An 11,805-nucleotide genomic window follows, 5' to 3' on the forward strand; every position below is an offset into this window, starting at 1 on the left:
ATCCGCGGCGCTTCAGCGCCGCGTTGTAATCAGCCCAGTTCGTCGTCTTGTAGGTAAGTGATGTCGGTTTGCTCATGCGGGCCAGCTACCACACTGGATTCACAACATGAATCCCTCTCGGATTTGTGCAACAGAGCCCCTCGGCAACCTCTTCCTCGTGCGCCGAAAGCTGATGGCATGAGGACGAGTCCGCCTGGAAACAGGTGACAGGCCGCAACAGCGGCACAAAACGCATGACCAATGCCGCTTTCGGCTCCTAAATCCGCCCCCGCAGCGCTCAGGCGGTAATTGCGGCGCAGCCGACAGCGTTGATCAGATGTTCCTTAAGCATGCTTGATTAAGATTTTTAGCACCAAGTCGAGCGCTATTCCTATTCTCTGCGCAATTCGAGTGCGCGAAATCAAGTGCGCTAATCTCAAAATCTTCCAATTCCGATATGTATGTAGTGGACTGTCTGCGAAGTGCCTCGCTGTGAGCTATGTAGCCACCATAAGAAAATGCAGTTATCGCGCTTATGCCACCTATAAGAATCCAAATTAAGTCCGAAAACTTCTGAGCCCAAGCAGTCTCAGCAATCTTATAAAAAATAACCGCTATCAAGCTGCCTGCAGCCGATGCAATAAAAAACATCTGAATTGAAATGCTCAGTGGGGCAATCATACATCCAACTCCTCCACAAATCTAGCATTCTCCTGAATATACGCAAACCTTAGTTCCGGCTTCTTCCCCATCAACCGCTCCACCAGATCGCTGGTCTCGCCCGGCTCCTCATCCGCCACCGTCACGCGGATCAGCTTGCGGGTGGCGGGGTCCATCGTGGTGGATTTCAGGTCGGCGGCGTCCATCTCGCCCAGACCCTTGAAGCGTTGCAGGTCGATCTTGCCGCGGCCGCCCAGACCCTTTTCCAGCACCCTGTTCTTCTCGGCCTCGTCCGAGACATAGACCCGCAGCGCGCCCTGCGTCAGGCGATAGAGCGGCGGGCAGGCCAGATAAAGGTGCCCCGCGTCGATCAGCGGGCGCATCTGGGTGAAGAAGAACGTCATCAGCAGTGACGCGATGTGCGCGCCGTCCACATCGGCGTCGGTCATGATGATGACCTTGTCATAGCGCAGATCGTCGAGGTTGAAGCGCGTGCCCATGCCGACGCCCAGCGCCTCGCACAGGTCCGAAATTTCCTGATTCGTCGTCAACTTGCCGGAGGCTGCGCCCAGCACGTTCAGGATCTTGCCCTTCAGCGGCAGCAGCGCCTGCGTCTTGCGGTCGCGTGCGCCCTTGCCGGACCCGCCCGCGCTGTCGCCCTCGACGATGAAGAGCTCTGTTCCCTTGCGTTCCTTGTTGGTGCAGTCGGTCAGCTTGCCGGGCAGGCGCAGCTTCTTGGTCGCGGTCTTGCGGGCGGTTTCCTTTTCCTGCTTGCGACGCAGGCGTTCCTCTGACCGCAGGATCAGGAAATCGAGGATCGCACCGGCAGAGCGCGTGTCCGCCGCCAGCCAGTTGTCGAAATGGTCGCGCACGGCGGCGTCCACCATGCGCTGCGCGTCCACGGTGGCAAGGCGGTCCTTGGTTTGCCCTACGAACTCCGGCTCCCGGATGAAGCAGCTGACCAGCGCGCAGCCGCCCGCCGTCAGATCCTCGCGCGTGATGTTGACGGTCTTGCGGTTGTTGATGCGCTCGCCGTAGGCCTTGATGCCCTTGAGAATCGCGGACCAAAAGCCCGCCTCGTGGGTGCCGCCTTCGGGGGTGGGGACGGTGTTGCAGTAGGACTGGATGAACCCGTCGCGGGCGGGCGTCCAGTTGATCGCCCATTCCACCTTGCCCGGCACGCCGAACTTTTCGACGAAACTGACCTGCCCGGCAAAGGGCGCATCGGCATAGGTGGTGGACCCGCCAAGCGATTCCTTGAGGTAGTCCGACAGGCCGCCGGGAAACTTGAAGGTGGCGGTGGTGGGGGTTTCGCCGTCGTCGATCTCGGTCTTCCAGCGGATTTCGACGCCGCTGAACAGATAGGCCTTGGACCGCGCCATCTTCAACAGGCGGCCGGGTTTCAGGGTGAGCGCGCCGAAGATGTCGGGGTCCGGGTGGAACGTGACATTGGTGCCGCGCCGGTTCGGGGCGGCGCCGATCCGCGCCAGCGCGCCTTGCGGGATGCCGCGCGAAAACTCCATCGCATACAGCTCCTTGCCGCGCGCGACCTCGACCCGCAGGTGATCCGACAGGGCGTTGACGACGGACGAGCCCACGCCGTGCAGACCGCCGGAGGTGGAATAGCTGTCGCCGGAGAATTTGCCGCCCGCGTTCAGGGTGCAGAAGATGATCTCGAGCGCGGACTTGCTGGGGTCCTTGGGGTGCGGGTCGATGGGAATGCCGCGCCCGTTGTCGCGCACGCTGACGTGGCCGTTGGCGTGCAGCTCCACCTCGATCCACGTGGCGTGGCCGGCGACGGCCTCGTCCATGGAGTTGTCGATGATTTCGGCCACCATGTGGTGCAGGGCGCGGTCGTCCTTGCCGCCGATGTACATGCCGGGGCGCAGGCGGACGTGTTCCATGTCCTCCAGCACCTGGATGGATGCGGCGTTGTAGCTGTCGGGGCTGGCCCCGGAGAGGAGGTCGGACATGGGCGCTGCTCATTTCTAGGTTTGCGCCATTGTGGCAGGCGGGGCAGGGCGGGGCAATGGGCGCGCCCTGTTGAACGGTGCTGTGGCGGGCTATGTCTCGGGTTCACAAAGGCAGAGACAGGATCACCCCATGCGCATCTTCTTCACCGGCGGCAGCGGCAAGGCCGGCAAATACGCGGTCCAGCACCTGCGCGATCTGGGCCATCTGGTCACGAACGTGGACCTTGCCGCGCCGGCCGACGGGCGGTCCCTGCGCGTCGATCTGGCCGACGCGGGTCAGGTGGCGAATGCGATGCAGGCCTATGCAGACTTCGACGACCTCGACGCAGGCACCGGCGTGCCGCGCTACGACGCCGTGGTGCATTTCGCCGCCGTGCCGCGCATCCTGGTGGTGCCCGACAACGAGACGTTCCGCATCAACACGATGTCCACCTACAACGTGATCGACGCCGCCACCCGTGCGGGTATCCGGAAAATCATCTTCGCCAGCTCCGAGACGACCTATGGCGTGTGCTTCCACGATGGCGAAAAGAAACCCGCCTACATCCCCGTGGACGAGGAGCACCCCACCGTGCCGCAGGACAGCTACGCCATGTCCAAGGTCGTGAACGAGGCAACGGCCCGCAGCTTTCAGGCCCGCTCCGGTGCCGACATCTACGGGTTGCGGATCAACAACGTGATCGAGCCGCATGAATACGCCGCGAATTTCCCCGACTACGTCGCGCATCCTGAAAAGCGCCGCCGCAACATATTCGCCTACATCGACGCACGCGATCTGGCGCAGATGGTGGAACGCTGCCTCGCCGTCGACGGTCTGGGGTATCAGGTCTTCAACGTGTCCAACGACGACAGCAGCGTGGGCCTGCCCAGCGCCGACGTGACCGCGCGGTTCTACACAGGCCTCGAACAGCGCCGCCCGATGGGCACGTACGAGACGTTCTACGACAACACCAAGGCCAAGCGCATGGTGGGCTTCGCCCCCAGCCACGGCTGGCGCGATGTCGTGGGGGGCTGATCCCCCGTTCTTCTGGTCAAAAATATCCCGGGGGGCGGCCGCGCAGCGGACGGGGGGCTGGCCCCCCATCCGTCGCAGACGGAATTGGCCTGCGACCCGCCGCCGCACCGCATCTGGACCGCGGGCCCGTTCGGCACTAAGGCAGAGCCATGATTCAACCCGCGCAGACCTATCCGCAGCACTTCAAGGCCGCCCTCGTGCTGGGCGTGCCCCTGATGCTGTCGAACCTCGCGCAGTTCATGATTCACGTTACCGACACGCTGATGCTGGGCTGGTACGACGTGACCGCACTGGCGGCGGCGACGTTGGCCAGCAGCCTCTATTTCGTGATGTTCATCCTTGGCGCAGGCTTTGCGCAGGCGGTCACGCCACTGGTCGCCGCAGCGGCAGAACGTGGCGACGTGACCACCGCCCGGCGTGCTACGCGCATGGCGGTCTGGCTGTCGGTGATCTATGGCGCGGTCATTTCGCTGCCGTTCTTCGTGGCGGAACCGATCCTGCTGGCCATCGGGCAGACGCCCGCGGTGGCCAGTGCCGGGGCGGATTATCTGTGGATCGTGATCCTCGGCCTGATCCCGGCGCTGATCGTCATGGTGCTCAAGGCGTTTCTCGTCGCGCTCGAGATGACCCGGATGATCCTGTGGTCCACCATCGCCGCCGCCGTGCTGAACGTGGGCCTGAACTACGTGCTGATCTTCGGCAACTTCGGGGCACCGGAACTGGGCATTCAGGGGGCGGCCATTGCGTCCGTCACCGTGCAGGTGCTGACGGTCATCGTGGTGCTGGCCTATATCCTGCGGCGCCTGCCGCAGTACCAGTTGCTGCGCAATCCGTGGCGGCCGGACCCGTCGGTCATGGCACGGGTGTTCACGCTCGGGTTGCCGATCGGCCTGACCTCGCTGGCCGAAGGCGGGCTCTTCACCGCGTCCGCCATCATGATGGGCTGGATCGGTGAAATCCCGCTGGCCGCCCACGGCATCGCCCTGCAACTGGCGAGCCTGACGTTCATGGTGCATATCGCCCTGTCACAGGCGGCCACCGTGCGCGCGGGCCGCGCCGTGGGACGGCGGGACGAGGTGGGCTTGCGACGCGGCGGCGTCGCCGCCACCGCCATGTCCGGCGTCTTCGTGGCCATCACCATCGTTGTGTTCCTGGCCTTTCCCGAGCCGTTGATTGCGCTGTTCATCGACGCCGATGCCGCGGCGCGGACCGAGATCATGCTGATCGGCACGCAACTGCTGGCGCTGGCCGCGCTGTTCCAGTTGGTAGATGCGGCACAGGTCATGGCGCTGGGCCTGTTGCGCGGGGTGCAGGACACCGCCGTGCCGATGGTCATCGCCGCGATCAGCTATTGGGTGATCGCCGTGCCGGTCAGCTATGTGCTGGCGTTTCCGCTGGGCTGGGGCCCGCAGGGCCTGTGGCTCGGGCTGGTCGTCGGCCTGTTCTTTGCCGCCGTCGCCCTGCAACTGCGGTTCTGGAACGGACGGCGACGCAATCCGCTGACGCCCTTGGCGCAGACCAACTGAAAGAGGTCCAATGTTCGATTTCGTCACCACCTTGATCGAGACGATGGGCGCATTCGGCGTCGGCGTCGTGATGCTGCTGGAAAACCTGTTCCCGCCTATTCCATCGGAACTCGTCATGCCGCTGGCGGGCTTCAGCGCGGCGCAGGGGCAGATGTCGCTGGCGGCGGTGTTCATCGCAGGCACGGTCGGGGCGGTGCTGGGGGCCGTGTTCTGGTACGAGGTCGGTCGCCGGCTGGGCCATGTCCGGATGCAACGCTTCATCGCGCGCTACGGCATCTGGCTGACGCTGGATCAGGACGACTACGCCCGTGCGATGGGCTGGTTCGCGCGGCATCAGCGGGCTGCAACCTTCTACGGCCGGATGATACCCGGCGTGCGGACCCTCGTGTCGGTGCCGGCGGGCATGGCGGGGATGCCGCTGGGCCAGTTCCTGCTCTATACGACCGCCGGCAGCGGGCTGTGGAATGCGGGGCTGATCGCGTCCGGCTACCTGCTCGAGGCGAATTACCACCGCGTGGCGGAATTTCTCGATCCCGGCACCACCATCGTGATCGCCATCGTCATAGGCATCTACCTGTTCCGGGTGGGCCAGCACCTGCTGCGCCGCAGAAAAGGCTAGTCGCCAGGCGCTTCGCCCGCCTCCTCGTCCCCGTCGCTCAGCCGCTCCGCCTTCTTGCGGACCAGCACGGTGCGCAGGTCGTGCATCGCCAGCAGCAGGGCATCCGTCACCTCGTCCAGTTGCGCATCGGTGGCGCGGGCCTGCACCCATTGCGTCGTCAGGTTCAGGTGATCCACTGCGCGGTGGATGTCGTCGATGTCGCGCCGCGCCAGCAGGGTGACGCGGCGGTTCAGCCAATCCTGGATCGCGGCGATGTCGTCCGGCGACAGCGGATGGTCGCCGTGGGGCTTCACCTCGCCGTTGCGGACGTTGAGGGTGGCGATCTGATCCATCTCGATCCGGCGCTGGCGGTTGGCGGTGTCCACGCGGAACACCGCCGCCCCATTCTCGCGCACGCGAAAGTAGTAGTCGGGCAGCGCGCCACCCACGTCAGTGCAACCCTTCGCAAAAGGTCTTGATCCGGGCGCAGGCCTCGGTCAGCGCGCTGTCGGACGTGGCATAGCTGATCCGGAAATGCGGGCTCAGCCCGAAGGCCGCGCCGAACACCACGGCCACGCCGGTTTCGTCCAGCAGCGCCGTGGCGAACGCCTCGTCATCGGTGATCTGCGTGCCGCCGGCGCTGGTCTTGCCGATGCAGTCGCGGATCGACGGATAGACGTAGAACGCCCCCTGCGGACGTGGGCAGCTGATGCCGGGGCAGTCGTTCAGCGCGTCCACCACCAGATCGCGCCTGCGGATGAACATGTCGTTGTTGGGCGCGATGAACTCCTGCGTGCCGGACAAGGCTTCGACCGCGGCCCACTGGCTGATCGTGCAGGGGTTCGAGGTGGACTGCGACTGCACCTTGCGCATCGCGCGGATCAGCGGTTCCGGTCCCGCCGCATAGCCGATGCGCCAGCCGGTCATGGCATAGGCCTTGCTGACGCCGTTCACGGTCAGGGTGCGGTCGTAGAGGGCCGGTTCCACCTCGGCGGGTGTGCAGAAGGTGAAGGCGCCGTAGGCGAGATGTTCGTACATGTCGTCGGTCATGACCCAGACGTGAGGATGCCTCATCAGCACGTCGGTCAGCGCCTGCAGCTCGTCCCAGCTGTAGCCGGCCCCCGATGGGTTCGACGGCGAGTTGAACAGGAACCACTTGGTCTTGGGCGAAATCGCCGCCTCCAGCTGGGCTGCGGTGATCTTGTAGTCCTGCTCCAGCTGCGCCTCGACGAACACGGGCGTGCCGCCGCCCAGCAGCACCATATCGGGATAGCTGACCCAGTAGGGGGCCGGGATGATCACCTCGTCGCCGGGGTTCAGCGTCGCCATCAGCGCGTTGTACAGCACCTGCTTGCCACCGGTGCCGACGCTGACCTGCGCCGGGCTATAGGTCAGGTTGTTGTCGCGCTTGAACTTGGCGCAGATCGCCTGCTTCAGCTCCGCGATGCCGTCGACGGCGGTGTATTTCGTCTTGCCGTCCTTGATCGCCTGCACCGCCGCGGCCTTGATGTTGTCGGGCGTGTCGAAATCCGGCTCTCCTGCCCCGAGTGCGATGATGTCGCGGCCCTGGGCCTTCAGCTCGGCGGCGCGGGTGGTCACGGCGATTGTCGGGGATTGTTTGACGCGGTCCAAGGTCGCAGAGAGGAATGTCATCGCAGGGTTCCGGTGGTCAGGGATGTCACCTTGTGACATAGGATGCGAGGGCGGACCCATGCAAGCGATCTGGCGGATCGCGGCGGCCGCGCCACCGGAAAGGACATCGCATGACCGAAGCCATCGAGACCACACGCAAGCGCCTGATCATGCGGTCGATGCGCCGGGGCATCAAGGAAATGGACCTGATCCTGTCCAACTTCGCCAGCCGCGCGCTGGCCGGTTATGACGCCGACGCCCTGCAGGTCTATGAGGATCTGCTGGAGGAAAGCGATCTGGACCTCTACCGCTGGGTCAGCGGTCAGCAGGCGGCCCCCGCACCGTTCGCACCTTTGGTCGCCGACATCGCCAAAGGCGCCACGGGTCTGACGCGACCGCACGCAACTTAACGGAATTTTTGACAATTCCGGTCAGTCTCCCCTGCGATACTCGTATTGGAGACGGCCCATGACATTGTACGCCAAGATCAAGACGACGGACCCCGGCACATCCGATTCAGGCACGCCCGGCCCGGCCACGCTGACCGCTTTCATGGCGACATACCTCGACAGTCTGCTGCTGGTCGAACGGCTGCACCGCCTGCTGCTCGACGTCATCAAGGACGAATTCGAACGCGTCGGCGTGCTCGAGATCAATCCCGTGCAGGCGCTGCTCTTGTTCAACATCGGCAACAACGAGGTGACGGCGGGCGAGTTGAAGACGCGCGGCTATTATCAGGGCAGCAACGTCAGCTACAACCTCAAGAAACTGGTGGATCACGGCTACATGCACCACGAGCGGTCGGAAATCGACCGCCGGTCGGTGCGGGTGCGCCTGACGCAAAAGGGCCGCGAGATCCGGCAGATCGTGGCGACCCTGTTCGCCACCCAAGCCGAAGGCCTGCTGACCGGCGGCGTGGTCGATCACGCAGGGATCGAGGATATCACGACGTCCCTGCGCCGCATCGAACGCTACTGGACGGAACAGATACGCTACATCTACTGAACCGGCGGGCCGGGCGGTGTGCTGGCCCGCCGACCGTGGCCTACCAGTGGCCGGTGTTTTCCATGCTGGCCCAGGGTTCGGCCTTGGGCAGGGGATCGCCCTTCTGAAGCAACTCGATCGAGATGTTGTCGGGCGAGCGGACGAAGGCCATGTTGCCGTCGCGCGGCGGACGGTTGATCGTGATGCCATTGTCCATCAGGTGCTGGCACAACGCATAGATGTCGTCCGTACGATAGGCGAGGTGGCCGAAATGGCGGCTGTCGGACGGCAGGCCGTCGTCGCCGTCCCAGTTGTAGGTCAACTCGACCGGGCAATCCTCGTCGCCTTCGGCGGCCATGAAGATCAGGGAAAAGCGGCCCGCTTCACTCTCATTGCGGCGGATCTCGCGCAGGCCCAGCAGGTTGAAGAAGGCCATCGTCGCCTCCAGATCCTTCACGCGGATCATGGTGTGCAGGTATTTCAATGACATGCGTCATCTCCTCATGTGGATTTCCACGCAACAAGCTAGCGCTGTGGACGCCGGTGGAAAGGTGCGGGTCGGCGCCGACCCGGTCCCAGCCACGCCGCTGGCCGTCAAAAGGCCGAACGCAGGTCGAAGCCCAATGTCGCGAATTCGGTGTCGAATCGTGCCGCCTCCGACAAGGTCCGGCCGACGGCTATGGTCACGGCCGGGTTGAAACCATAGACTTCGACCGCGTCCAGAAGCCCGGCGACCTGTGCCGTGACGGTGCGGTCGCGCCGTTCGCGTGCGACGAAGATGCTGTCGCCGAACACACGCTCTTCCAGCTGCAGGCCGAACCCGAACCGCGTGCCCAGCACGGGCGTGGCAAGGTCGAACCCGGCCCCGACCTGCCAGGCCGTGAAATCGCGCTCGCTGGCGTCGGACCGGCTGATCCGGTGGGTTGCCGACACGCTCAGCAGATGGTCCTGACCGACGACGCGGGCATAGCTCAGCGCCAACCCGGCACTCGCCACATCGCGCCCTGCGATACGTTCGCGGGCGACGCCGTCGCCACCGACCGCGATCACCTCTCTGAACGTGTCGGCGGTGATATCCTGCCGCAGCGTCAGGTCCAGTCGGAATTGCTGACGCTCGCTGGTGGCAAAGGCCTGTCCCGCCCCGAAGGTCACCGATGTCTGATAGGGATCGCCGCCATACCAGCTGTGGCCCAAGGTCAGCGACAGTCGCGTCGGCGCGGCACCAAGGCGGAAGATGCGGTTGTGGACCAGCCCGACGCTGGCCGTGGTATAGGCGAAATCCGACCCGTCGCGCGGCAGGTCGCCGGTTGGCAGCCCCAGATCCTGCGTCGCGTCGAAATCCCGCTGCAAGCCGTCGCGGGCGTCCGTGCTCAGCGTGTAGGTGGTCGTCCGCAGATCGAACGTCGCGAACGTCGCCTCTGTCTCGGTCGCCGTCAGACGATAGCGCAGCGCCACGCCGGCATCGTATTGCAGGCCCGACAGCGGCTTGGCGGATTCGCTCAGGATCGTTTCGAACTGTCCGATCCGCACCCGGTCGGCGCGCGATCCGTTGTTGATGTTGCTCGACGGCGAGATGCCGAAGTTTAGGTCGACCGACAGCGGGTTGCGGTCGCGCAGGAAGGCATAGTCCTCGGCCACCGACTGCGCATTGGCGGCGTCGGGTGCCAGTTGACGCGCCCGGCGCAGCCAGAACTGGGCCCGCGTGTCCTGATCCAGCGCCGCGTGGCCGATGGCGACCAGCCGTGCGGCGACATAGCGGGTCGTGTCGTCGGGTGCGGTGCGGAACGCCCGGGATGCCAGTGCGATGGTCGCATCGGGCTGTTCCAGATCGCGGGCGGCCTGTGCGGCCACGATCAGCGCGGCCGCATCATCGGGGTCGGCCGTCATCAGGATGTCCGCCATCGCGGCGGCGGCGACCGAATTGCCGTCGTCCAGCAGGCGTTGCGCGGTGGCCAGATCCTGCGCCGCGCCGGCGGCGGGCAGCGTCAGGCATAGCGCCAGTGTCGCGGCAAGCGAGAGGGCGGTGCGGTGTGTCATGGCCTCGAGCCCTGTGCGTGGTTCCCCGCCTTCCTTTGGCCGTGTGCCGTGTGCCAAGTCAATCGGTGCCAGTACGGTGCAGCGCCAATGCGCCCGCTTATGGCGGTTTCCGGGTGCGGCCCCTAAAGTGTCCGCGACTCAAGACAAAGGACGCCGCCCATGCCCGTGACCCCAGACCAGCAGGCCGAGATCGATGCCCTGCGCAGCCAACCTCGGCCCACCCTGCGCGCCGTGTCGGAAGGGGCCGAACGGCACCTTTATACCGCGCATCCGGTGCTGGATCACGGCTTCGTCCGGCTGGTCGACTACATGGGCGACGACGCTGCCATCTGTCAGGCCGCCCGCGTGTCCTATGGGCGTGGCACCAAGTCGGTGCAGAACGACGAGGGGTTGATCCGCTATCTGATGCGGCACTGGCATTCGACGCCCTTCGAGATGTGCGAGATCAAGCTTCACGTGAAGTTGCCCGTGTTCGTCGCGCGCCAGTGGATCCGGCACCGGACGGCCAACGTGAACGAATACTCCGCCCGCTATTCGATCCTCGACCGCGAGTTCTACATTCCAGACCCCTCCCAGCTTGCGGCGCAAAGCACCATCAACAATCAGGGTAGGGGGCAGGCCTTAACGCCCGATGAATCCGCCCGCGTGCTGGAGATCCTGAAGGGCGACGCGGCCCAGACCTATGACCACTATGCCGAGATGATCTCCGAGGAGGGGCCGGACGGTGCCGCGAAGCAGGGTCTGGCCCGCGAGCTCGCCCGGATGAACCTGCCCGCGAACATCTATACGCAGTGGTACTGGAAGGTCGATCTGCACAACCTGTTCCATTTCCTGCGCCTGCGTGCGGACGCCCACGCCCAATACGAAATCCGCGTCTATGCGGATGCGATCTGCGAGATCGTGAAGGACTGGGTCCCCGCGGCTTACGGCGCGTTCGCGGATTACCGTCTGGGCGGGGCTGTCTTGAGCGCCAAGGGGCTGGAGTGCCTGAAGCGCATGCTGGCAGGCGAGGCGGTCACGCAGGAGACGAGCGGGATGAGCAAGGGCGAATGGCGAGAGTTTGAGGGAGTTTTGGGGTAAATATTGACTCTGTTGCGCAAATCAGCTGACGGACGGTTTTCCCCTTACCCCAGACGGATTTATGCCACTGCCTTTGTGACGGGGATGCCAAGGGCGGTATAGCCATTCAGGATAGCGATGCGCACCTGGACCTCCGCGACCTGGCGGTCGAAGTCCCGAGCCATCAGCCGCTGGCCCAGCAGCTTTACACAATGCATCTTTGTCTCGACGCGGCTCCGGCGGTGGTATCCGCTCCAGTTCCGCCAGAGCGCCCGACCCAGACACTTCGATGCGCGGAGCGCATCATTCCTGGCTATGGCACCGGCGGTGGTTGGTTCCCAT

At 64.7% G+C, this 11,805-nt stretch carries 11 protein-coding genes and 1 pseudogene; 6 read left to right on the forward strand and 6 right to left on the reverse strand.

The window, feature by feature from the left end; all coding sequences use genetic code 11:
- Positions 1-656 precede the first annotated feature (656 nt).
- Positions 657-2,612: a DNA gyrase/topoisomerase IV subunit B gene (locus BMX16_RS16515; protein WP_089905799.1), complete on the reverse strand. Its 1,956-nt coding sequence runs from the start codon at positions 2,610-2,612 to the stop codon at positions 657-659.
- A 130-nt stretch (positions 2,613-2,742) separates the two neighbouring features.
- Here BMX16_RS16515 and BMX16_RS16520 point away from each other — a divergent pair, with 130 nt between their 5' ends.
- The 3 genes from BMX16_RS16520 to BMX16_RS16530 all read left to right on the forward strand — a co-directional run bounded on the left by BMX16_RS16520 (position 2,743) and on the right by BMX16_RS16530 (position 5,772).
- A complete protein-coding gene (locus tag BMX16_RS16520; protein WP_089905801.1) occupies positions 2,743-3,627 on the forward strand; it encodes an NAD-dependent epimerase/dehydratase family protein in 885 nt (294 codons plus the stop codon).
- A 149-nt stretch (positions 3,628-3,776) separates the two neighbouring features.
- Positions 3,777-5,153 carry an MATE family efflux transporter gene (locus tag BMX16_RS16525; RefSeq protein ID WP_089905803.1) on the forward strand — a complete coding sequence of 459 codons (1,377 nt, stop codon included), beginning with the start codon at positions 3,777-3,779 and terminating at the stop codon, positions 5,151-5,153.
- Positions 5,154-5,163: 10 nt separating this feature from the next.
- The gene (locus BMX16_RS16530; RefSeq protein ID WP_089905805.1) at positions 5,164-5,772 is read left to right on the forward strand and encodes a DedA family protein; all 609 of its coding nucleotides are present in this window, start codon (positions 5,164-5,166) and stop codon (positions 5,770-5,772) included.
- Here the strand turns inward: BMX16_RS16530 and BMX16_RS16535 are convergent.
- Complete coding sequence (locus tag BMX16_RS16535) at positions 5,769-6,200, reverse strand: hypothetical protein (RefSeq protein WP_089905807.1); 432 nt, start codon at positions 6,198-6,200, stop codon at positions 5,769-5,771. The two genes, BMX16_RS16530 and BMX16_RS16535, sit on opposite strands and share 4 nt — an antisense overlap.
- 1 nt (position 6,201) lies before the next feature.
- A complete protein-coding gene (locus BMX16_RS16540; protein WP_089905809.1) occupies positions 6,202-7,404 on the reverse strand; it encodes a pyridoxal phosphate-dependent aminotransferase in 1,203 nt (400 codons plus the stop codon).
- 110 nt (positions 7,405-7,514) lie between these two features.
- Here BMX16_RS16540 and BMX16_RS16545 point away from each other — a divergent pair, with 110 nt between their 5' ends.
- Together BMX16_RS16545 and BMX16_RS16550 are read left to right on the forward strand one after the other, a co-directional pair.
- On the forward strand, positions 7,515-7,793 hold the full coding sequence (locus BMX16_RS16545) for a succinate dehydrogenase assembly factor 2 (protein ID WP_089905811.1): 279 nt from the start codon (positions 7,515-7,517) through the stop codon (positions 7,791-7,793).
- A 142-nt stretch (positions 7,794-7,935) separates the two neighbouring features.
- Entirely contained in the window at positions 7,936-8,388 is a 453-nt protein-coding gene (locus BMX16_RS16550; protein ID WP_245731723.1) for a MarR family winged helix-turn-helix transcriptional regulator, read from the forward strand.
- Between the two features lie 40 nt (positions 8,389-8,428).
- Here BMX16_RS16550 and BMX16_RS16555 read toward each other — a convergent pair whose 3' ends face one another.
- The gene (locus BMX16_RS16555; protein ID WP_089905815.1) at positions 8,429-8,857 is read right to left on the reverse strand and encodes a VOC family protein; all 429 of its coding nucleotides are present in this window, start codon (positions 8,855-8,857) and stop codon (positions 8,429-8,431) included.
- 104 nt (positions 8,858-8,961) lie between these two features.
- Positions 8,962-10,404: a hypothetical protein gene (locus BMX16_RS16560; protein WP_089905818.1), complete on the reverse strand. Its 1,443-nt coding sequence runs from the start codon at positions 10,402-10,404 to the stop codon at positions 8,962-8,964.
- 159 nt (positions 10,405-10,563) lie between these two features.
- On the opposite strand from BMX16_RS16560, the gene thyX reads away from it, so the two are divergent.
- Positions 10,564-11,484 carry an FAD-dependent thymidylate synthase gene (gene thyX, locus BMX16_RS16565; RefSeq protein WP_089905820.1) on the forward strand — a complete coding sequence of 307 codons (921 nt, stop codon included), beginning with the start codon at positions 10,564-10,566 and terminating at the stop codon, positions 11,482-11,484.
- Between the two features lie 59 nt (positions 11,485-11,543).
- Here thyX and BMX16_RS16570 read toward each other — a convergent pair.
- A pseudogene (locus BMX16_RS16570) lies at positions 11,544-11,805 on the reverse strand (IS5/IS1182 family transposase); the annotation flags it as partial.

Source organism: Loktanella fryxellensis (assembly GCF_900110065.1).
Classification (GTDB): domain Bacteria; phylum Pseudomonadota; class Alphaproteobacteria; order Rhodobacterales; family Rhodobacteraceae; genus Loktanella; species Loktanella fryxellensis.

Excerpts from the sequence above, each read along its gene's own strand:
- BMX16_RS16515 (WP_089905799.1), bottom strand. The coding sequence starts at position 2,612 with ATGTCCGACCTCCTCTCCGGGGCCAGCCCCGACAGCTACAACGCCGCA.
- BMX16_RS16520 (WP_089905801.1), top strand. The coding sequence starts at position 2,743 with ATGCGCATCTTCTTCACCGGCGGCAGCGGCAAGGCCGGCAAATACGCG.
- BMX16_RS16525 (WP_089905803.1), top strand. The coding sequence starts at position 3,777 with ATGATTCAACCCGCGCAGACCTATCCGCAGCACTTCAAGGCCGCCCTC.
- BMX16_RS16530 (WP_089905805.1), top strand. The coding sequence starts at position 5,164 with ATGTTCGATTTCGTCACCACCTTGATCGAGACGATGGGCGCATTCGGC.
- BMX16_RS16540 (WP_089905809.1), bottom strand. The coding sequence starts at position 7,404 with ATGACATTCCTCTCTGCGACCTTGGACCGCGTCAAACAATCCCCGACA.
- BMX16_RS16545 (WP_089905811.1), top strand. The coding sequence starts at position 7,515 with ATGACCGAAGCCATCGAGACCACACGCAAGCGCCTGATCATGCGGTCG.
- BMX16_RS16550 (WP_245731723.1), top strand. The coding sequence starts at position 7,936 with ATGGCGACATACCTCGACAGTCTGCTGCTGGTCGAACGGCTGCACCGC.
- BMX16_RS16555 (WP_089905815.1), bottom strand. The coding sequence starts at position 8,857 with ATGTCATTGAAATACCTGCACACCATGATCCGCGTGAAGGATCTGGAG.
- BMX16_RS16560 (WP_089905818.1), bottom strand. The coding sequence starts at position 10,404 with ATGACACACCGCACCGCCCTCTCGCTTGCCGCGACACTGGCGCTATGC.
- thyX (WP_089905820.1), top strand. The coding sequence starts at position 10,564 with ATGCCCGTGACCCCAGACCAGCAGGCCGAGATCGATGCCCTGCGCAGC.